General features: G+C 40.2%; 15 protein-coding genes. 10 read left to right on the top strand and 5 right to left on the bottom strand.

The window, feature by feature from the left end:
* Window positions 1-7: 7 nt before the first annotated feature.
* From R0J88_RS08135 to rpoS, 3 genes are read left to right on the top strand one after another with little or no spacing between them, the layout of a single operon-like run.
* Window positions 8-586 carry a YqaA family protein gene (locus R0J88_RS08135; protein ID WP_008126892.1) on the top strand — a complete coding sequence of 193 codons (579 nt, stop codon included), beginning with the start codon at window positions 8-10 and terminating at the stop codon, window positions 584-586.
* A gap of 41 nt (window positions 587-627) precedes the next feature.
* Window positions 628-1452, top strand: coding sequence for a peptidoglycan DD-metalloendopeptidase family protein (locus R0J88_RS08130; RefSeq protein WP_410899631.1), 825 nt, complete (start codon window positions 628-630; stop codon window positions 1450-1452).
* A 35-nt stretch (window positions 1453-1487) separates the two neighbouring features.
* On the top strand, window positions 1488-2462 hold the full coding sequence (gene rpoS, locus R0J88_RS08125) for an RNA polymerase sigma factor RpoS (protein ID WP_410899630.1): 975 nt from the start codon (window positions 1488-1490) through the stop codon (window positions 2460-2462).
* Window positions 2463-2530: 68 nt separating this feature from the next.
* Here rpoS and mutS read toward each other — a convergent pair whose 3' ends face one another.
* The gene (gene mutS / locus R0J88_RS08120; protein WP_410899629.1) at window positions 2531-5113 is read right to left on the bottom strand and encodes a DNA mismatch repair protein MutS; all 2583 of its coding nucleotides are present in this window, start codon (window positions 5111-5113) and stop codon (window positions 2531-2533) included.
* Window positions 5114-5134: 21 nt separating this feature from the next.
* On the opposite strand from mutS, the gene R0J88_RS08115 reads away from it, so the two are divergent.
* Together R0J88_RS08115 and recA are read left to right on the top strand one after the other, a co-directional pair.
* On the top strand, window positions 5135-5626 hold the full coding sequence (locus R0J88_RS08115) for a CinA family protein (RefSeq protein ID WP_410899628.1): 492 nt from the start codon (window positions 5135-5137) through the stop codon (window positions 5624-5626).
* Window positions 5627-5691: 65 nt separating this feature from the next.
* Window positions 5692-6735 carry a recombinase RecA gene (gene recA / locus R0J88_RS08110; RefSeq protein WP_410899627.1) on the top strand — a complete coding sequence of 348 codons (1044 nt, stop codon included), beginning with the start codon at window positions 5692-5694 and terminating at the stop codon, window positions 6733-6735.
* Between the two features lie 269 nt (window positions 6736-7004).
* Here the strand turns inward: recA and R0J88_RS08105 are convergent, their stop codons facing one another.
* On the bottom strand, window positions 7005-9128 hold the full coding sequence (locus tag R0J88_RS08105; protein ID WP_410899626.1) for a TonB-dependent siderophore receptor: 2124 nt from the start codon (window positions 9126-9128) through the stop codon (window positions 7005-7007).
* 241 nt (window positions 9129-9369) lie between these two features.
* Complete coding sequence (locus R0J88_RS08100) at window positions 9370-10539, bottom strand: DcaP family trimeric outer membrane transporter (RefSeq protein WP_410899625.1); 1170 nt, start codon at window positions 10537-10539, stop codon at window positions 9370-9372.
* Between the two features lie 437 nt (window positions 10540-10976).
* On the opposite strand from R0J88_RS08100, the gene acs reads away from it, so the two are divergent.
* The 3 genes from acs (at window position 10977) to R0J88_RS08085 (ending at window position 15571) form a co-directional block, all read left to right on the top strand.
* Window positions 10977-12917: an acetate--CoA ligase gene (gene acs / locus R0J88_RS08095; protein WP_410899624.1), complete on the top strand. Its 1941-nt coding sequence runs from the start codon at window positions 10977-10979 to the stop codon at window positions 12915-12917.
* A gap of 95 nt (window positions 12918-13012) precedes the next feature.
* Window positions 13013-13666: a response regulator transcription factor gene (locus tag R0J88_RS08090; protein WP_006791970.1), complete on the top strand. Its 654-nt coding sequence runs from the start codon at window positions 13013-13015 to the stop codon at window positions 13664-13666.
* 315 nt (window positions 13667-13981) lie between these two features.
* On the top strand, window positions 13982-15571 hold the full coding sequence (locus R0J88_RS08085; RefSeq protein WP_410899623.1) for an AbgT family transporter: 1590 nt from the start codon (window positions 13982-13984) through the stop codon (window positions 15569-15571).
* Between the two features lie 88 nt (window positions 15572-15659).
* Here the strand turns inward: R0J88_RS08085 and purU are convergent, their stop codons facing one another.
* Window positions 15660-16490: a formyltetrahydrofolate deformylase gene (purU, locus tag R0J88_RS08080; RefSeq protein WP_010555843.1), complete on the bottom strand. Its 831-nt coding sequence runs from the start codon at window positions 16488-16490 to the stop codon at window positions 15660-15662.
* 197 nt (window positions 16491-16687) lie between these two features.
* Window positions 16688-18574, bottom strand: coding sequence for a hypothetical protein (locus R0J88_RS08075; RefSeq protein WP_410899622.1), 1887 nt, complete (start codon window positions 18572-18574; stop codon window positions 16688-16690).
* 189 nt (window positions 18575-18763) lie between these two features.
* Here R0J88_RS08075 and R0J88_RS08070 point away from each other — a divergent pair, with 189 nt between their 5' ends.
* Together R0J88_RS08070 and R0J88_RS08065 are read left to right on the top strand one after the other, a co-directional pair.
* Window positions 18764-19741 carry a DNA topoisomerase IB gene (locus R0J88_RS08070; protein ID WP_305397678.1) on the top strand — a complete coding sequence of 326 codons (978 nt, stop codon included), beginning with the start codon at window positions 18764-18766 and terminating at the stop codon, window positions 19739-19741.
* Between the two features lie 172 nt (window positions 19742-19913).
* Window positions 19914-21275 carry a L,D-transpeptidase family protein gene (locus R0J88_RS08065; protein WP_410899621.1) on the top strand — a complete coding sequence of 454 codons (1362 nt, stop codon included), beginning with the start codon at window positions 19914-19916 and terminating at the stop codon, window positions 21273-21275.
* Window positions 21276-21281 lie beyond the last annotated feature (6 nt).

Raw genomic sequence — 21281 nt, 5'->3', positions numbered from 1 at the left:
ATTCACTTTGAAGTTGTTTACTAAGTTGTACGATATGGCCCTAGTATGGGCAAAGCACCGCCATGCGGAGCGTTATTTAGCAGGAATGAGTTTTGCCGAGTCTGTTTTTTTTCCTATCCCACCCGATGTAATGTTAGCGCCAATGTCGCTGGCTCAACCTAGTAAGGCGTGGCGTTTTGCAAGCTTCGCAACGATTGCATCTGTGCTGGGCGGGGTAATTGGCTATCTACTTGGTTTTTGGCTTTTTGAACCTGTTGTAGAGCCGCTAATTGCACAGATGCATTGGCAAGAAAAGTTTGATGTAGCATTAAATTGGTTTAAAGAGTATGGCGTTTGGGTGGTGTTCTTAGCTGGTTTTTCACCCATACCCTATAAAGTATTTACAATTGGTGCGGGCGTTTTACAGATGGCGTTTTTACCGTTTTTAATTGCTTCAGCAATCGGGCGCGGTGCTCGGTTTTTTCTAGTTGCTGCACTTATGAAATGGGGCGGAGCGCAAATGGAGAAAAAATTACGTCAGTATATTGAAGTGCTTGGCTGGGGATTAGTAATATTAATAGCCGTTGCGTACTTTTTGTTGCGTTAAGCTATATAAAATAATGTTACTTAAACATGGAGAAAAGCACGATGAATAGACAATTTATGCTTTATGTTGCTTTGTTCATTAGTGTTTTTCTTTTTGGTTGTTCATCTCGCCATGTTCCAGCGCCCGTTAGTAGTTTAAATAATAATGTTAATGAATCAAACCATTTAATTAACATTGTAGATGGCAAATATACAGTACAAAAAGGAGATACACTTTATTCAATCGCATTTAGCGCAGGAAAAGACTTTAGAGAACTTGCTAAAAACAACTCAATTTCAAGTCCTTATGTTATATATCCAGGCCAGTCAATCTCTTTCTCTCCCACTATCAAAAAAATTAAAAGTTCAAAAAAATATACGAATTCGAGTAAAAAGTCTAGAAAAAACATACAAAATAATAACAAAAAATTAAAGAAAGGACTTGATCAGCCAAAAAAACGAGAGTATGTTCAAAAACAAGCCAAATATAAAGTTAGTAACCAAAAGCAGTTGTCGAGCGATAAATTAAAGTGGTTTTGGCCAGCAAAGGGCAAAATTACCAAACGCTTTTCTAATAAGGAAAACGGCTATAAAGGCTTACAAATTACTAATAAAATGGGGGCTACAGTTTTAGCCGCTGCACAAGGAACGGTGGTGTATGCGGGTAACGCGCTTCGAGGTTATGGTAATTTAATCATTTTGAAACATAATGATGATTATCTTAGTGCTTATGCACATAACTCGAAATTACTTGTAAAAGAAAAGCAAAAAGTTAAGGCAGGACAAAAAATAGCAGAAATTGGCAATTCAGAGTCTTCGGTTACCGCGCTTCGCTTTGAAATTCGTTACCGTGGGAAAGCTGTCAATCCTGCTAAATACCTTCCTTAGATTTTAGGTATTGATAATTGCTCTGGAGAAGGCTTATGGCTAGCGCAGCAAAGATTGAAAAAAATATCAGCAATGACGACAAGTTTGATGAAAACACCGTTGAAGAAGCAACACCGCTACTTGAAAAAGTAGATGACGAAGACATATTTGCCAAAGATGAAGTGACTAAAAACCTAGATGCCACCCAACTTTACTTAGGTGAAATAGGCTTCTCTCCATTATTAAGCGCTGAAGAAGAAGTATTTTTCGCGCGTAAATCCCTCAAAGGCTGTGAAGCCTCTCGTAAACGTATGATTGAGAGCAACTTACGTTTAGTTGTTAAAATTGCACGTAGATACAATAACCGTGGACTAGCGCTACTCGATTTAATTGAAGAAGGTAATTTAGGGTTAATTCGTGCTGTTGAAAAGTTTGACCCTGAACGCGGGTTTAGATTTTCAACCTATGCAACATGGTGGATACGTCAAACAATTGAACGCGCCATTATGAACCAAACACGCACTATTCGTTTGCCCATCCACGTAGTGAAAGAGCTAAACGTTTACTTACGTACAGCGCGAGAGCTAACCCAAAAACTCGACCATGAGCCAACAGCTGAAGAAATAGCTGAATGCCTAGACAAGCCAGTTGAAGACGTAACCAAAATGTTACGTTTGAATGAAAAAATAGCGTCGGTTGATATGCCTATTGGTGGCGAAAACGACAGCGTGCTGCTTGATATTTTACCTGACGAAAAAGGCAACGGCCCTGAAGGTGAAGTGCAAGACACAGAAATTAATAAACACATTGTTGATTGGTTAGGGGAATTAAACCTTAAGCAACGTGAAGTACTGGCGCGTAGGTTTGGATTACTCGGCTATGAGCCATCTACACTTGAAGATGTAGGTAGAGAAATAGGGCTAACACGAGAGCGAGTAAGACAAATACAAGTCGAAGCACTACGTCGTTTAAAAGATATTTTGCAACAAGAAGGGTTAAGCACAGATAGTTTATTTAACCAATTTTCTTAATAATAAATGTAAGGCCTTACAAGGCTTGAATAAAAAATGCCGAAGAAATTATTCTTCGGCATTTTTTGTTAAAGCAACGCTTTTAATTTATAGAGCAATTCGTGTGCTTGACGAGGCGATAAGTTATCTGGGTCAATTGCACTTAATTGTTCTTCCACTAATGAAGGTTCAATAACAGTGCCGTTATTAAATGAAAATGCGTGTTGCTCAGCATTAGGTGCAGTAACACTTTGGTGATTTTCAAGTAACTTAAGCTTTTGTTTAGCTTGTGAAATTACCGCTTTAGGCACACCTGCCAGCGCGGCTACTTGTAAACCAAAGCTTTTGCTTGCTGCACCGTCCAACACAGTATGCATAAATGCAATAGTGTCGTTATGCTCTATTGCATCAAGGTGAACGTTTACAAGGCCCTGCGTTTGCTCTGCAAGCTCAGTTAATTCAAAGTAGTGAGTTGCAAACAGGGTTTTAGCGGATATTTTTGATGCTAAATGATTCGCTGTGGCATATGCAAGCGAAAGCCCGTCATAGGTACTTGTACCACGCCCAATTTCATCCATTAATACCAACGACTGCGCTGTCGCATTATTTAAAATAGTGGCGGTTTCGGTCATTTCAACCATAAAGGTTGAGCGGCCAGACGCTAAATCATCACTTGCACCAATACGCGTAAATATACGATCGATATTACCTATTTTTGCGCTATCGGCAGGGACATAGCAGCCGATGTGCGCCATTAATACAATAAGTGCTGTTTGGCGCATATAGGTTGATTTACCACCCATATTTGGACCGGTAATAATCAGCATTTTGCGCTGACTATTAAGCTCTACAGGGTTTGCAATAAATGGGTCTTTCATTACCTGTTCAACAACCGGATGACGGCCTTGTTGAATGCTAATGTTGTCGTTGTCACAAAGCTCTGGTTTAGTATAATTAAGCGCAAAGGCACGCTCTGCTAAGTTATTTAATACATCTAAGTCAGCAAGCGCTGCAGCCATTATTTGCAGCTGTTCAATGTGTGGGGCGATAAATTCAAACAACTCTTCGTATAATTGTTTCTCAAGCGCGAGTGCTTTTGATTGGCTACCAAGTACTTTGTCTTCATGCTCTTTAAGCTCTGGAATAATATAGCGTTCATTATTTTTAAGCGTTTGACGGCGAATATAATCAGCAGGTACTAAATGTGAATTAGCGCGGCTCACTTCTATAAAAAAGCCGTGCACTCGGTTATAGCCAATTTTTAACGTACTAATCCCAGTACGTTCACGCTCGCGTTGTTCAAGCTGCTCAAGTACATCAGTTGCCCCTTTACTTAGGTTACGCCATTCATCAAGTTCACTGTTATAACTCGGCGCAATTACGCCCCCATCACGAATAAGTACTGGCGGGTTATCAATAACAGCTCGCTCTAGCAATGCTTGTAGCTCAGGTAATTCAGGCGAGTGTTTGATAATACTTGTAATGCGTGGGTCGCTCGCATCACTTAATAAATTATGCAGGGGGGCAAGTGCTTGTAGTGCACTGCGTAAGCGTGTTAAATCCCTTGGGCGTGCAGTGCATAATGCTAAACGCGCTATTACACGTTCTATATCACCAATCTCTTTTAGAGACTCGTGCAATTCGCCGCACAGTTGTACGTCTAAAATTGCGCTAATAGCATTTAGACGAGAGTTCAACTCGTCTTTATTTCGAACAGGTGTATGAATGCGGCGTTTTAATAAGCGTGAGCCCATTGCCGTGGCTGTTTTATCAAGTACTTGTGCAAGCGTGTTTTCAAATCCACCCGATAGATTAACCGTTAGTTCTAAATTTTTACGGGTAGCGGCATCTAATATAACAGCGTGTTCGTTATGCTCAAGTGTAATGGCGCGAATATGAGGCAAAGCAATGCGCTGTGTATCTTTCACGTATTGCATTAAACAGCCTGCAGCTACGAGCGCTGAGTGAGCTTTTTCTACACCAAATCCAACTAAATCTTTTGTTCCAAATTGATCGCATAATAAGTGCTGAGCCGTATCTAAGTCGAACTCCCATTCAGGGCGACGACGAGCGCCTTTAATATGTTCGATTAGATGGGTGTTTTCAAAATTTTCGCTATAAAGCAATTCTGCTGGCGATAAACGTTGTAGCGTTGAGCTTAACGCTTCGTCAGTATTGACTTCTACAACGTTAAAACGCCCAGAATTTATATCAAGATACGCAACACCGTATTGGCCTTTTTTATTTTGCCAGACACTGGTCAGTAAGTTGTCTTGTCGTTCTTGAAGAAGCGCCTCATCTGAAATAGTGCCCGGTGTAACAATGCGCACTACCTTTCGCTCAACAGGGCCTTTACTGGTTGCGGGGTCGCCAACTTGTTCACAAATAGCAACTGATTCGCCCATTTGTACTAAACGAGCTAGGTAGTTTTCTACGGCATGATAAGGCACACCTGCCATAGGAATAGGGTCGCCACCGGCTTTGCCGCGTTGAGTTTGCGAAATATCGAGCAATTGAGCTGCACGTTTTGCGTCGTCAAAGAAAAGCTCATAAAAATCACCCATACGATAAAACAATAAAATATCGCGATGCTCTGATTTTATTTTTAGATACTGCTGCATCATAGGGGTTTGTTGTTTTATAGTGTGTGGTGCAAAAAGATCAAACGACATGTATTTACCCAAAGGCTGAATATGGAATTACATCAAGAGATTAAAACACTTGCTGCGAAATTAGGTGTTATTTTAACGGATAAATGCTTATGGATCACTACTGCTGAATCATGCACAGGTGGTGGAGTGAGTTATGCACTAACAGACACACCTGGCAGCTCGCTCTATTTAGGGCGTGCATTTGTTACTTATAGCAATGAGGCAAAGCACGAACTACTCAATGTAGCGACGAGTACGTTAGAGCAGTATGGTGCTGTGAGCGAGCAAACCGTAAAAGAAATGGCGTTGGGTGCAAAAAATATTGCTAATGTTGACGTTGCTATTGCTATATCGGGGATAGCAGGGCCGGGTGGAGCAACACAAGATAAGCCAGTGGGTTTTGTATGGTTTTGCCTACAAATTGCAGATAAACAATTTACATTTAAGCAAATATTTAGTGGTGATAGAGCCCAAGTTAGAATGCAGGCTATTGAATTTGCTTTGAAAAATACAATTGAAAAGATAAATTTATAAATTTCGCTTGATACTGTGGTTTCATACAGTATACTTGTTCGCATTAGCCGGATTTGGAGAACAAAATGAACGATAACAAACAAAAAGCGTTAGACGCTGCACTATCACAAATTGAGCGTCAATTTGGTAAAGGTTCAATCATGAAGCTGGGCGACAATAAAGCCCTGAACATTGATGCAGTATCTACAGGTTCATTAGGGATCGACATTGCTTTAGGCATAGGCGGTTTACCAATGGGTCGTATTGTTGAAGTATATGGTCCTGAATCTTCAGGTAAAACAACACTGACTTTGCAAGTTATCGCACAAGCTCAAAAAGAAGGTAAAACATGTGCCTTTGTTGATGCTGAGCATGCTCTAGATCCTGTATACGCTCAAAAGCTAGGTGTTAACATTGATGAGCTGTTAGTTTCTCAACCAGATACGGGTGAGCAAGCGTTAGAAATTTGTGACATGTTAGTGCGTTCAAGTGCTGTAGATGTTGTGATTGTCGATTCAGTTGCAGCCCTAACACCTAAAGCTGAAATTGAAGGCGACATGGGCGACTCGCACATGGGCTTACAAGCACGTTTAATGTCGCAAGCATTACGTAAGCTTACGGGTAATATTAAACGTTCAAATACATTATGTATTTTCATTAACCAAATTCGTATGAAAATTGGTGTAATGTTTGGTAACCCAGAAACAACAACCGGTGGTAACGCGCTTAAGTTTTACGCATCAGTTCGTATTGATATTCGTCGTATTGGTTCGGTGAAAGAAGGTGATGAAGTTGTTGGTAACGAAACGCGCGTTAAAATTGTTAAAAACAAAGTAGCGCCTCCGTTTAAACAAGCCGAATTTATTATCATGTATGGTGAAGGTATTTCTAAGCAAGGCGAGCTAATTGATTTAGGTGTTAAGCACAAAATTGTTGAAAAAGCAGGTGCTTGGTACAGCTACAATGGTAACAAGGTAGGACAAGGTAAAAACAATTCAATTAAATTCTTAAAAGAAAACGTAGAAATTGCAAACGAAATTGAAGGCAAACTACGCGATATGTTATTGCTTAAAGCGACAATTGAACCAGAAGATGGCGAAGATGTACTTGGTAATGACGCTGACCTTTAAGGTTTAAAACGTTCTTCAAGCTTGATTTGACCCGAGCTTTACAAAAACGCTAGCCAGTAATGGTTAGCGTTTTTTTGTGTGAAAGCATTTATTAAGTCGTTATTAATTCGCCTAACTAAACGTGCTGTTTTTAGGTTATTAAGCCTTAATAGCATCGGGTTTACTGTATTAACACTATGGCGGTTTTGTAACTACAGTTTTAAAAATGAAAAACGACACAAAAGCTGTGTCGCTTAAATTGTGTGATTAAAATATACTTATAATTAACTTTACAGTTGCCAGTTAACAGATAAGGCATAGTTACGCGGCGCTCCGTAGTAACCTTGCGCCCAAAATAAGCTATGCAAATACTTTTCGTCGGTGGTGTTATTTACGTTAAAAGTAACACCTACGTTTTGAGTAATCTTGTAGTTAGCCATCAAATCAAGAATACCATAAGCACCTTGGTTTGTTGTTACAAGTGCTGTACCCGTTGCGTCAAAGACTTGTACACGGCTCACCGAACCTTGCCAGCGATAGTTTGCACCAAATGTTAAGCCTTCAAAAAACGGTACCTGATAAGTAGCGGCAAGTTTTAATTGATTTTCTGGTGTGTAGTCTTTTACTAAATCGTCACCTTTAATGCTTAGATTACTGAAGCTTACGCTAGTGCTTAAACTCTCAGTAAGTTTACCGCTTAGTTCTACCTCAAAACCGTCACTACTAATGCCATCAGCAGCATAGTAGCGCGTATCACTCGGTAATGAATCAGGTAGTGCAACAGCAAGGCCTTCTTGTTTAGCATCAAAGTACGCCAACGTTAAAAACACTTGGTCTTCTAAAAGCTGTGCTTTTAAACCTATTTCGCTACTTTTGCCTGTAATGGGGGCAAGTTGCTCAGCGTTTATATCCAGCTCTTCCTGGGGCACGAATGTTTCGGTATAGCTTGCGTAGGCTGAGAGTGAATCTGTAAAGTCGTAAACCGCACCTATATAAGGAATAACTTCACTGTCATCTCGTGTTTGCACTACTCCATACGCAGTGCCTTTTGTTTCCCAGTCGGTGTAACGAACACCTGCAAGCACACTTAGTGGGTCACTAAGTTTTATGCGAGTAGATATATAAGCAGATTGCTGCTTGTTTTCAATATCACTGCCGTTTAAACCATCTGCAAGTGTTGCTTCTGGCGCTACGCCATTCCATGTATCAAGCGATGGCATGGCAGGAAAGCCATTACCCGTTGTGTAATCGTATAGTGACTGCTCGTTATAATCCATGTTTGCTTGGCTAACACCAAATGATAGGTCGTGCTCTTGGCCAAATAAATCAAACTTACCACTAGCGTATAGATCAAACAGGTCGTGTTTATCCTCGTAATCATAACGGCTTGCGTAACCTGTAAGGCCTAGACCTGTTTCTCTATCGGGTGTGCCATAAACATAAAACAGCTCTGAATCTTGCTCGTTTTCAATGTGTGCATAACGGGCGGTTGCTACCCAAGTTGCTGATAAGTTTTGCTCAAGTGTTACATAGACCTGTTCAGCACTGTTGTCCCAATATGACCAATCTGATGCAGTACTAGTAGATGCATCGTAATCAGTGGCTGAGCCATCAGTGTAGTAAAGGGGTAATGCTCCCCAAAGCGGGCTATCGGCATCTTTTTGTTGATTAACGTAGTTGAGACTTAGTGTTGTATCATCTGTTAATTTACCTTCATAGGCTAAGTAACCTATTGTTTTGTCAGTTTCGTAACGGTCCAAGTAAGATTCTGCTTTATGCTTAGTAAATACCGCGCGTACAGCGTGCTCATCGTTTATTGGAGTCGAAACATCAACCTCTAGTCGTTTGTTATTCCAGGAGCCATAAGATACAGATGCATGCGCTTGTGTTATGTAGGTCGGTTTTTTAAGTACCATGTTCACTGTTGCAGAAGGGTTTCCTGCACCGGTCATTAAACCGTTAGCCCCACGAACAATTTCAACACGGTCGTAAATAGAGGTATCTAATGAGCCTTGAATTGACCCCGAACTTTGTGGAATACCCAAGCCATCTACTTGAAAGTTTGTGATTTCAAATCCACGGGCTTTAAAGTAAGTCCGATCTGTTTCTATTTGCTCCACCGTTACACCGGGTGTGCTTTCAAGAACGGAGTTAATATCATCTAACGAAAAATCGTCCATTAATGCGCGCGAAACAACCGAAATACTTTGTGGGGTTTCTTTTATTGATAGGCCTAACTTAGTTGCAGACTGCGCATCTTCGGTAATGTAGTTTTTATGATGCTGGCCATATACGGCTATTTTCTCTAATGACTCGTTGTTAGTTTTTAACTCCTGCGCAAACGTATTTCCAGATAAAATTAAAGAAGTAACAATGCTTAGTTTAGACAAACGCAAAATAGTAGGGGACGACATATCGGTTCCAGTTCGTTAAAAAATTGGAACTTATGCTAATCTAAATGATATTGATTTGCAATTGCAATTGCATTGTTGTGGTTTATTTATCTTTTAACTAATTTGGGCCAGCTTAATTAATACCCTTAGGTTTATTTTAAAATTATGTAGGGTTTAATTAAGAGGTTTATTAACCAAATTTAAAGTTATACGCATAAAAAAAAGCGGCCTAAGCCGCTTAATTTATGGAGTAGACTTTAAACTAAAAAGCGTATTTAACAGAGAATTGTAAGCGGTCTAAATCACCATCAATACCGCTCTGAGTTTCTCTCTCAGCATGTTTTAACTCTGCACCAAATGTTAGGCGTTTAACCGGAGAGTATAAAATATTTGCGCTATAGCTTTGCGTTGATTCAGTTGGATCACCTGAAATGCTCAACAAATCAGTGTTGTTGTCAGCTGAAAAGAATGAGTAAAGGAATGTTGAACGCCATTGGCTGCTCCATTTATGCTGATAAGCAACAAAGCCAGACGTTGAGTCGATTGCATCTAACTCATCACCATTGAGTACGGCACCATGAGCAACATTTAAACCTACATATCGGCCTAAACCTTTACCTTGTGTCAGCATAAATTTAATGTTGTCGTCGCCTACTTTAAACATACCCGATGCACTTACGCCAAATGACGTTTCATCAGCATCAATACCGCCCACTTTATACGTTAATTGGCGAGCAAGTGCGGTTACAACAAGGTTACCCCAGTCTGCTTTGTGTGTGTATCGTGCGGTAAAATCAGGAAGCGAAGCATCATCAGTTGCAACGCGTGCTCCGCCTGTTGTTGTGATTGTGCTTTCAGGGTTTTCTAATGAGAAAGACCACGCACCTGTTGTGTATTTAATTTGAGCTTGGCGAACAAACACTGTGCCTTCAGCAGGGCCTACAAAGTCTAACGTTTCAGGAAGAACGCCTACGTTTTGAAAGTTTGACCATGTTTGGCCAAATAACCATCCGTCGTAGGTTATAAAAGCGTGGCGGATGCGTGGAGCGAAAGAGTTTGATACGCGTTCATTACCACCTGCGGCTGAGGCAAGAAAATCAATTTCAATCTTGCTGTTAATTTTTTTACCGTTATCTAGCAAGGTCGACGTACCAAAATTAAAACGCGATTGACGCGCATGCATATCAAATACTGCGTCTGAGCTGTCATCATCACCTACAGTTAAAGTACTGGGTACATAAAAGTCACGACCAACGCTTGTACCAGCAGAGGCACCCGCTGAATAATCACTCCACATCGTGTCGAGTTTAATATATCCGCCGTAAGTGAACTCTGTGTCACCAATCTTTGCAGCTGTAGCCGCATAAGTAGTGCTTGATAGTGCACATAAAACAGCGCTTGCTGCGAGTGTTTTTAATGGAGTTATTTTCATACTGGTATCCCTTGTTTAGGCTACTTGTTGTTTATAATTTTTTACTCGTTTTTGCCAATACTTGCTACAGGTATAGATTACGAATAAAAATAAATAGTGTGAGTCTGTTCAGTGTTAATAAATATTCTTTTAATTTTTAAACAATGCATGCAATAGTTTTTAGATTTGCTTAATTGTTCAACACAAATACTTTAGATATGTGTAGTGTTTACTCAATTATCTATTGGTCTATAAGACTAAGGTTTAACAGTGAAGTAATCTTTTGCTACCTTTATTTAACATCATGTATTGTTTAGGTAAAAATATTTAAGCTTATTAATTATATAGTACAAATTAGTAATATGGAGGCGAGTACAACTAAGGTCTAATACTTAATAAAGCACTGCTGAGTAATCCTTGTTAAGAGCCTAAGGCAAGTAATTTAAACGGAGACTAAGATGTCACAAAGTATCTATCCTGTTCCTAATCATATAAAAGACACAACACTCGTTGATAAAAATAAATATAATTCGATGTACCAGCAGTCAATTAATGACCCCGAAAGCTTCAGGCGAGAGCATGGGCAACGCCTCGATTGGTCTACTCCTTATACTAAAGTTAAAAACACCTCTTTTGATAAAGGGCACATCAGTATCAAATGGTATGAAGATGGTTTCTTAAATGCCTCTTATAATTGTATTGATCGTCATTTAAAAACCAAAGCCGATAAAATTGCACTTATTTGGGAAGGTGATGACCCGTCACAAAGCGAAAATATTACGTATCAGCAATTACACGATGAAGTGGCCAAATTTGCTAATGGTTTAAAAAAGCTAGGTGTGCAAAAAGGTGACCGAGTTGCTATTTACATGCCAATGACCCCGCAGGCTATTTATGCTATGCAAGCGTGTGCTCGCATTGGTGCAATTCACTCAGTTGTATTTGGTGGCTTTTCACCTTCGGCAATAGCTGACCGTATTAAAGACTCAGGTGCGAAAGTGGTCATTACATCTGATGAAGGCCGACGTGCAGGTAACTGCGTGCCATTAAAAGCGAATGTTGATGAAGCCGTATTACAAGATTCTGTAACCACTATTGAGCACGTGATTGTACATCAGTTAACAGGTGGTGAAGTTGATTGGCACGATCACGATATTTGGTGGCACGACTTAGTCGTTGACTTGCCAGCGCAGTGTGAACCAGAGCCAATGAACGCAGAAGATCCGCTATTTATTTTGTATACATCAGGTTCAACAGGCCAACCTAAAGGGGTTGTACACACAACTGGCGGTTATTTAGTTTATGCGTCAATGACTCACGAGTACGTATTTGATTTACAAGATGATGATGTGTATTGGTGTAGTGCCGATGTAGGTTGGATCACTGGGCACAGTTATATTGCATACGGACCGCTGGTGAATGGCTGTACACAAGTTGTATTTGAAGGCGTACCTACATACCCAAGCGCAGGAAGAATGGGTGAGGTGGTTGATAAGCATGGTGTCACTATTTTATATACTGCGCCTACAGCGATTCGAGCATTAATGGCCAAAGGTGATGAGCCTACCGCAACTTCACATCGCGATAGTTTACGTATTTTGGGTTCAGTAGGTGAGCCAATTAACCCAGAGGCATGGAACTGGTACTACGAGAGTATAGGTAAATCTAATTGTCCAATTGTGGATACCTGGTGGCAAACAGAAACAGGTGGCATTATGATCACGCCACTACCTGGTGCTACAGACACGAAGCCGGGTTCTGCAACCCATCCATTTTTTGGTATTGCTCCGGCACTTTATGATGCAGAGGGAAATACACTAGAGGGCGCGGTTGACGGCAATTTAGTTATTTTAGATAGCTGGCCATCACAAGCGCGTACCGTTTATGGTGACCATGAGCGTTTTGAACAAACTTACTTTAGTGCATACCCTGGCGTTTACTTTACCGGTGATGGTTGTCGTCGTGATGAAGATAGCTATTACTGGATAACAGGGCGTGTTGATGATGTACTCAATGTATCGGGGCACCGTTTAGGCACTGCTGAAATAGAAAGCGCATTAGTTGCCCATGAAGCTGTGGCAGAGGCTGCAGTAGTAGGTTACCCGCATAATATCAAAGGCCAAGGCATTTATGTTTATATTACGCCTAACGAAGGGGTCACGGTGAGTGATGAGCTTACAACAGCGGTTCGTAATTGGGTTCGTAAAGAGCTCAGCCCAATAGCCTCTCCAGATATGATTCAATGGTCTCCGGGTTTACCTAAAACACGCTCAGGTAAAATAATGCGTCGAATTTTGCGCAAAATTGCTGCCAATGAGCACGAGCAATTGGGTGATACGTCAACCCTTGCTGATCCGTCGGTAGTGGATGAACTTATCGATAATCGATTAAATCGATAAATACACGTTAAAAGCTTGATTACAAGTTAATTCTAAACGTAGTATATCGGCTGTTACTTAGTAATAAGTATCAGCCGAATTTTTAGGAGTGAACCATGAGTCAGTTTTTAATAGCGGACGATCATCCGTTATTTCGTGAAGCACTAAAGGGCGCACTGAGCGCAAAATTTGAAGGGCTAGAAGTGTTCGAGTCGTCAGATTTTGATAGCACACTGCAAGTGCTAAGCGAGCAAGAAGATCTTGATATATTACTGCTAGACCTTCATATGCCAGGTAATGGTGATTTGTATGGTCTTATTCGTATCCGAGAAGAGTACCCAAGTTTACCTATTGCTGTGGTTTCAGGCAGTGAAGACGTTAATATTGTTTCTAAAGTCATGGGTTATGGTGCTATGGGGTTCATTCCCAAATCATCGTCATCGGACGATATTGCCAATGCAATTAACCAAATACTTGAAGGTGATACATGGCTGCCAAAAGAGCTTAAAAACAAAGTAGCCGAAATTGAAGGTGAAGACAGAGAAATTGCAGCGCAAGTCGCTTCTCTTACACCTCAGCAATACCGCGTTTTACAATATTTGCATGAAGGATTACTCAATAAGCAAATTGCTTATGAGTTGCATATTTCAGAAGCAACAGTAAAAGCACACATTACCGCAATTTTTAGAAAGCTCGGTGTCTATAACCGAACACAAGCCGTACTGATCGCTGCTAAATTACAACTAGAGCCTATTGAGCCAGCTCAATAATGGTTTAACGGCTTTGAAGCGATTTATTACCGTTATAATTTTACCCGCTATTTTGAATTGGTATTTTAGCGCAAGAGTATATTGACGGTTATGTTTTGAAACTCGCTAAATTTAGAGCAGGCGTAGGTTAGCTCCTCTAGGCAGCGTCTGCTTAGCATTTATGCTTTTTTATCTTTTACTGATAAAAAACAGGCTTAATACCTATTCCTCCTTTTGTGTTTTTTGACTTTACTCACAAACCATTCACCTTTTATACATGATCTAAATTACAAATAATGCTAGGTTACGGCAATTTTATAACTTTAAGAGCAGGGTATGACAGACTCCACACACTCACCTAGCAACAACCCAAATAAGGGGTTGTTTAATCGGTTTTTAGCCACCGTCGAATTTTTAGGCAATATGCTGCCTCATCCAATTACACTATTTGCAATATTTGCAGTGGCAATTGTTGTGTTTAGCGGTATTGCAGATTGGTTTGGATTAAGTGCGATAGACCCTCGCCCGGTAGGTGCGCCAGGGCGCGACGCTGATGGCGTTATTGAAGTCGTAAGCTTATTAAGCGCTGAAGGTTTACAGCGCATTATGGCTGGGCTTGTCACTAACTTTACGGGGTTTGCACCCTTAGGTACCGTGTTGGTTGCACTACTTGGTGTAAGCGTTGCTGAGCACTCGGGTTTGCTCTCTGCAGCCATGCGAGGCATGGTAATGGGCGCTTCTAAACGTTTAGTTACGTTTATGGTGGTGTTTGCCGCTATTATGTCTAATACCGCCTCAGAGCTAGGTTATGTGGTTTTAATTCCACTCGCAGCGATGATTTTTCACAGTTTAGGACGTCATCCTTTAGCTGGCCTTGCCGCTGCATTTGCAGGCGTGTCGGGTGGCTATAGTGCTAACTTATTATTAGGAACTATTGACCCACTTCTTGCTGGTATTACAACTCCTGCGGCTCAAATGATCGACCCAACCTATGTTGTTGGCGCAGAGGCAAACTGGTATTTTATGATGATATCGGTGCTATTAATTTCAGTACTAGGTACTTTGGTGACTGAAAAAATAGTTGAGCCACGTTTAGGTAAATATAACCCAGACGAAGCCGGTATTGATCTGTCTCAAAACAGCATAGACACCCTTACTCAACAAGAAAAATCGGGTCTAAAATGGGCTGGCGTTTCTTTATTAGCAGTCTCTTTATTACTTGCTTGGACCATCGTTCCTGACGATGGCATTTTACGAAACCCTGCAACCGGTGAAGTTGCGGGTTCTCCTTTTTTAAAAGGGATTGTGGTTATTATATTTGTGACATTTAGTATTCCTGGTTTTGTGTATGGCCGTGTTGTTGGCACTATGAAAAACGATAAAGATGTTATTAACGCCATGAGTAAAAGTATGAGCTCAATGGGGTTATATATTGTTTTGGTATTTTTTGCGGCTCAGTTTGTAGCATTCTTTAAGTGGACTAATTTAGGCACTATTTTAGCTATAAATGGTGCGGCGCTTTTACAAGCTTTAAACCTGACAGGTCCTGAAGTATTTGTATTGTTTATTTTAATGTGTGCACTAGTAAACCTAAGCTTAGGCTCGTCGTCAGCGCAATGGGCGATTACAGCGCCTATTTTTGTTCCTATGCTTATGCTAATCGGTTACGCGCCAGAAACTATTCAAGCGGCTTACCGTATTGGTGACTCGGTAACAAACTTAATAACCCCGATGATGAGTTACTTTGGTTTAATCCTTGCTGTGGCTGTTAAGTACAAAAAAGATATGGGGATAGGTACTCTGGTTGCCACCATGCTGCCATACAGCATTATATTTTTTATTGGCTGGGTCATTTTGTTTTATGTGTGGGTATTTTTACTTGGCATGCCGGTAGGGCCTGAGTCTCCTACGTATTACACGCCATAATTACTTATTATATGCGAACAATAAAAAGCCAGCTAAGCTGGCTTTTTTTATAAAATTAACGCGGGGTAACTACAAAGGTTTATAAGCGTTAGCTAAATACCACGGTTTTATTACCATTTATAAATAGCTTGTGCTCTGAAGCGAGTTGCAACGCTTTACAAAAAACTGTTTTTTCAACGTCTTTACCCATTTTTGCCATCATTTCAGCCGTGTTAGCATGCGTAACACTTGTCACGTCTTGCAAAATAATTGGGCCTTCATCTAATTCATTATTTACAAAGTGAGCCGTTGCACCAATAATTTTTACGCCGCGCTCAAATGCCTGATGATACGGTTTTGCACCAATAAATGCGGGTAAAAAAGAGTGATGAATATTAATAATTTTACCGTCAAAGCGGCCTACAAATTCAGGGCTTAAAATACGCATATACTTGGCTAAACCAATTATATCTGGGTTATAACTAGCAATTAAGTCACCTACTTGTTGGTCATGTTCACTTCGGCTTAGCCCAACATGCGATACCACATGAAATGGCACACCAAACCCTTTAGCAAGTGGTTCTAAATCAGGGTAGTTAGCAATAACAGCTAGCACTTCAATATTAAGTGTTTGCTCAAACTGTTTTAATAGCATACCACCTAAGCAGTGTGCTTCTTTGGTGGCAAGCAGCACCACTTTAGTTTTTGCATCGTCGTGCAATGCAAGTTTGGCGCCTTCAGGTAATAAAGCGCGTAGCTGCTCTAAAAAGTCACTTTGTGGTTGCCCCGTCAGCTCAGTGCGCATAAAGAAACGTTTGGCGTCTTTGTCTACAAATTCGTTATTACGAGTAATGTTCAAGTTATTTTGATGACAAAGCCCGGTGATTTTAGCAATTAAGCCCACATCGTCGGCACATTGGGTGGTTAGTATGTAACTCATTTTCCTCATTCTTACCCTGTGATTAATGTTTCATTATTTGTGTTTTAACACATAAAGCAAGGGCTTTGTGGGCTAATCAAATATTAATCATGTTATTGCACGCTTTTAGTTTAATTTAGACGTTACATAGCGGTGGGGCATATTTAGGTAAATAAAAAATGCCACCCAATTATACAGGTGGCATTTATCTGAAAATGCTATTTTTTTGGCTCAGACGCCAAGTCGTCTTCTTGACGTAAAAAGCCAGCGGCTTCTTCATCGTCTTTAGTTAGAGTAGGTTGCATAGGCATTGCGCGAGTTTGTTGATTCAACTGATGTAGTTGAGATGCATTACCTAAATCGCGTTCACTCGTAATAGAGGCTATGGATTCGCGGTCTTTCAAAAAGGCGATTACATCTTTTTTGATTGCTTGTAATTGACCTTCATCTTTGTGCATTTCCATAATATGGCGAGGATGCTCAAGGTTTTTCATACCTGTTGCGGCAAAGGTTGTCGAAACGACACGCGAAACAATCACCCAAGGTGTTATGCTGCTGCGCACTAAGGTGTTTTCTGAACGAGTGCTATCGTGAATACCTGTACCTGTTGATATTTTTGACTCAGTAAATGTGCCTTCGCATTTAAAATATACCAGTAAAGATTCAAATTGCATTTCGGCAAAAAACAAGTGTGCACTGTTGCTTAGCAACTGGGCAAAGGCTTTAATTAATACACCAATCAGTAATAAGTGAACACTTGCCATTAACAGTTCACTAAACTCAATAATATTTTGATTATTAAACGCTTGCTCAATGCTATTTATATTTGCTGCATTAATATAGTGGTAAATATTAATAAACGAGTAGGCAAGTAATACGGTAAAAGTAAGCGCTACAATATAAAGTAAGTTACCGCTAATTAACGCAATTAAACGCGAAAGACTAAAGTGCTTACCTAAATCCATCGTGTGCAGTTTAGGTTGGATTTCTTGAATCATTTCACCTTTAAAGCCGCCTTTGCCTTCAATTTGCTCTTGTAATTTAGGATCTAGCTCACGGTAAACCCTATTAGGTACTTCTTTGTAACGACGGTTTGCCATCACTAAATTATCAAGGTTTATAAAAATTTCATCGGGATGAACAGACTCTTGCCAGTTCTCTCTCAGTTCTGATACCTCGGCAGTGGGGGTCACAATATTTAAACGAGCTTTAATCATTACAAACACAAGGGCGCAACTTAGTGTAGCGAGTATAATAATGGCTGTTAAATACAGCCCAGCATTAAGGCTAGGTAATTGTTCTAGCCAGTTGTCTATTTGTTGTTTACTAATGCGTTGCTCTTGCATTAGCCACGACATAGAAAGCCCTATAGCAATGGGTAATATAAACGATAAGGAAATGATTTTAGCAAGCGCACCCGTACCCAAGGCTTCAATGTTTTTTTCGGCATTTCGTGAAATGGGTTTGCCAGACGAACGCCAAGAAAACAGCACGTAAAACATTAAAATTGCGCTATATATCGGAAAAGCAAGTTCTCCTGCTTCGCCTGTAAAGCCTGACAGTGATACAAATGCAACCAACGCATAAGCAATAAGTGCAACCAGCGTGCTAACCCATGAGCCAAATAAACGTTGGGCAACATTACGTATTGGATAGGGTAGAAATAATAGTTTTGGTATTAAGCTGTGTAGTAAGCGAGATAAAAAGCCGTTTGGTTCTTTGAACGTACTGTTTTTGCGCCCAACAAGCATTTCCTCTAATGTTTGTGCTGTGTAGGCTACTTCGTTTTTTTCTTCTTGTGCAGTTGAGGTTTGCGATTTACTAAAGTTAAACGCCAGCGATGTAGGGTGATTTCTTCCTACAAAGTACTTAAGTGTGGCATATATACCGCCAGATAAGGTACGAATACCTAGCGCGAGTATTAACATGCCAAATATCATCAAAATCCAACCTGCGGTAGCATCGTCTTTTACAGAGCTAGATGCGGTAACTAACAGGCTAACACCCACAACAGCCTCAATCAGCCCTCTTACAGCCTTTACTTTACCTTCTAGTTTAAAAGGGTTTTTTAGTCCAAGATCGATTGATCCGTAATCAAAAGCCATTAAATGCTCCTTATAAATAACACATCCAAAAAAGGGAATATCAGTAGAGTTACAATAACGTATGCACTTTAAACATTATTGCTTAATTTTTGATTGTATATCAATAATAGTGTTCAGTTTAAGGTTATTTGAATATGTTAGTTTAAATGTTTTATAGGCTGTCATTGATCAAAACGGAGTGCAGTGATTATGAAGTTAATTTATGTGGATGATAATTTACCTGGTATCACTCGAAAGCTTAAAAACAAGCAATGGCAGTATTTCGACCCTATTGGCAAAGTAATAAAAGATGAAGCGGTTATTGAGCGTTTGAATGGCTTAGCATTTCCGCCTGCGTATAAAAGCGCATGGTTTTGCCCCGAAGAAAACGGACATATTTTAGCGACAGGGTTTGACAGTAAAGGGAGAAAACAATACCGATACCACCCAGAGTTTAGAGCTCAGCAAGAAGCCAAAAAATACCAGGCTTGTGGTGTATTTGGCCATAAACTTCCTTTATTGAGAGCTCGCTTGGAGTCAGACTTACAAGGCAGTGAGCTTAATGTAGAACGTACATTAGCTGCAGTAGTTAGGCTTATGGACTTAGGGGCACTTAGAGTCGGTAACGAGCGAAACGTAAAACAAAACAAAAGCTTTGGCGCTACAACCTTACGCACCCGACACGCAAAGCTGACTGGGAAAAATATTCAGTTAAAATACCGGGCTAAATCTGGAAAAGAGCGTGAGGTTAACATTACCGACAGAGTACTAAGCCATGTAATTAAAGACTTACAAGACTTACCTGGGCAACATCTATTTCAGTATATAAGTGAAGGTGAGCGCACTAACGTAACATCGAGCGAAATAAACCAATATATACAGCACATAATGGGGGAGGAGTTTAGTGCAAAACATTTTAGAACCTGGCGAGCAAGCGTTATTGCTTTTAAGCAGCTCGCTAAAGCCAAAGGCGCACTTACCTTAAAAAGCATGCTCGATTGTGTATCTCAGCAATTAGGTAATACCCCAGCAATAGCACGCAAATCTTATGTTCACCCTGATTTAATTACACTGTGTAAAGAAGATGAAGCAGCTCAAAATGCGTGGCGTGAGTCACTTACGTTACCTCGCAAGACTAAGTATTTAAGCAGATACGAACGTGGTTTTTTAGCGTTTTTAAGCGATTAATCGACATAGCAACTTTACACACTTGAGTATATTTATTACACAAGTAGTTTGTATTGTAACTTAAATGAAATGATTTTATTTTAATAAGCCTAACCTTTTCAGTGTCTTAGTGTTGAGTTTGTTTTTGGCACTGACGTTGCACCTCTCGTTGATAATTAAACGGCAAGTACACATGCATTTATCAACACTATTTAGCGAGGGGCGCACCGTGAAGGGATTATTTACAAAAAAAGGTTTTACCAAAACAAACAAAGCTACTTTGAAAGGGGCTTTGTTTGTGAGCTTAGCAAGCATGTTTGCTTCACCTTTACTCGCGAATGATGATCTTGATGGTGTTTTACTTGCCAGCTCATCACTGACCACCTACAGCTCGCAGCGCTACACGCAAACTAAAGATAGCTATTACTTTGATCAATACTCAGCCCAATTAATAAAGCGTACTGAAAAAGCGATTAATTGGTACCAAGAAATAGTGAATCGCGGTGGGTTTATTTCTTTACCCGCCAGCGAGTTGCTTGAACTAGGTAGTAACAGTAAAGCGGTAAGTTTACTCGCTATGCGTTTATTTCAAGAACAAGATTTACTCACTAACGTATGCACTAAAGCGCCGTGCATTTTTGATGAACATATTGAGCGCGCTGTAAAGCAGTTTCAACATCGCCATGGCTTAAACGTTGATGGACGAGTTGGCAAAAACACGTTTGCTAAACTTAATATTTCAGCTGAGCAAAAACTCAATAAGCTAAAGTTAAACTTTTATCGCATTACCAACTTTGCCGGTTCGAGCGATGAACAGTACGTGTATGTAAATATTCCTGAGTATCAGTTGCGTTATGTGAAAGTAGGTGATGTTAAACTTCAAAACAACGTGATTGTTGGCAAACCTAGCTGGGAAACACCGGCATTTAGTGATGAAATAGAAAAATTTGTTGTTAATCCTGAGTGGCGCATACCTATTTCAATTGCTACTAGGGAAATAGCCCCTAAAGTAGCAGAAGATCCTGATTACCTTGTTAAAAACAATATTGAAATCAGAAAAAACAGCTACATAGACTCACAAACAGTTAACTCAAATAATATTGATTGGGATTCAATTAAGCCTTATCAGTTTGACCATTTTTTAGTGAAGCGTGCGGGTGAAAAAAATCCCCTTGGTGAAGTAAAATATTTGTTCCCTAACCCCGAGGCTATATATGTTCATGATACACCTGCAAAGCAGCGATTTAGCCAAACAAGACGTGCGCTATCGCATGGCTGCATAAGAATTGAAGACCCTTTTTCACTTGCTCAAGAAATAATTAAACACCAAGGTGAAGAGCATGCATTGGCACAAGTTAACGATGCACGAAATGAAAACAGCACACAAACATTTTATTTGGACGAGCCATTACCTATTCATTTAGTTTATTGGACTGCGTGGGTGGATGAAAACAAGCTCGTTAATTTTAGAGATGATATTTACAAACGCGATCAAAAAGCACTCATAAAAAATGATAACCAGTCGGTTATTGCAGCATTATTAGAAAGTAAATAATGAGAG

The sequence above is a fragment of the Pseudoalteromonas sp. SIMBA_162 genome (genome assembly GCF_046535955.1).
Classification (GTDB): domain Bacteria; phylum Pseudomonadota; class Gammaproteobacteria; order Enterobacterales; family Alteromonadaceae; genus Pseudoalteromonas; species Pseudoalteromonas marina.
This window is presented reverse-complemented; position numbering and strand designations above follow the sequence as displayed.

Coding starts and splice junctions, on each gene's coding strand:
- R0J88_RS08130 (WP_410899631.1), top strand. CDS start 628: ATGAATAGACAATTTATGCTTTATGTTGCTTTGTTCATTAGTGTTTTT.
- rpoS (WP_410899630.1), top strand. CDS start 1,488: ATGGCTAGCGCAGCAAAGATTGAAAAAAATATCAGCAATGACGACAAG.
- mutS (WP_410899629.1), bottom strand. CDS start 5,113: ATGTCGTTTGATCTTTTTGCACCACACACTATAAAACAACAAACCCCT.
- R0J88_RS08115 (WP_410899628.1), top strand. CDS start 5,135: ATGGAATTACATCAAGAGATTAAAACACTTGCTGCGAAATTAGGTGTT.
- recA (WP_410899627.1), top strand. CDS start 5,692: ATGAACGATAACAAACAAAAAGCGTTAGACGCTGCACTATCACAAATT.
- R0J88_RS08105 (WP_410899626.1), bottom strand. CDS start 9,128: ATGTCGTCCCCTACTATTTTGCGTTTGTCTAAACTAAGCATTGTTACT.
- R0J88_RS08100 (WP_410899625.1), bottom strand. CDS start 10,539: ATGAAAATAACTCCATTAAAAACACTCGCAGCAAGCGCTGTTTTATGT.
- acs (WP_410899624.1), top strand. CDS start 10,977: ATGTCACAAAGTATCTATCCTGTTCCTAATCATATAAAAGACACAACA.
- R0J88_RS08090 (WP_006791970.1), top strand. CDS start 13,013: ATGAGTCAGTTTTTAATAGCGGACGATCATCCGTTATTTCGTGAAGCA.
- R0J88_RS08085 (WP_410899623.1), top strand. CDS start 13,982: ATGACAGACTCCACACACTCACCTAGCAACAACCCAAATAAGGGGTTG.
- purU (WP_010555843.1), bottom strand. CDS start 16,490: ATGAGTTACATACTAACCACCCAATGTGCCGACGATGTGGGCTTAATT.
- R0J88_RS08075 (WP_410899622.1), bottom strand. CDS start 18,574: ATGGCTTTTGATTACGGATCAATCGATCTTGGACTAAAAAACCCTTTT.
- R0J88_RS08070 (WP_305397678.1), top strand. CDS start 18,764: ATGAAGTTAATTTATGTGGATGATAATTTACCTGGTATCACTCGAAAG.
- R0J88_RS08065 (WP_410899621.1), top strand. CDS start 19,914: ATGCATTTATCAACACTATTTAGCGAGGGGCGCACCGTGAAGGGATTA.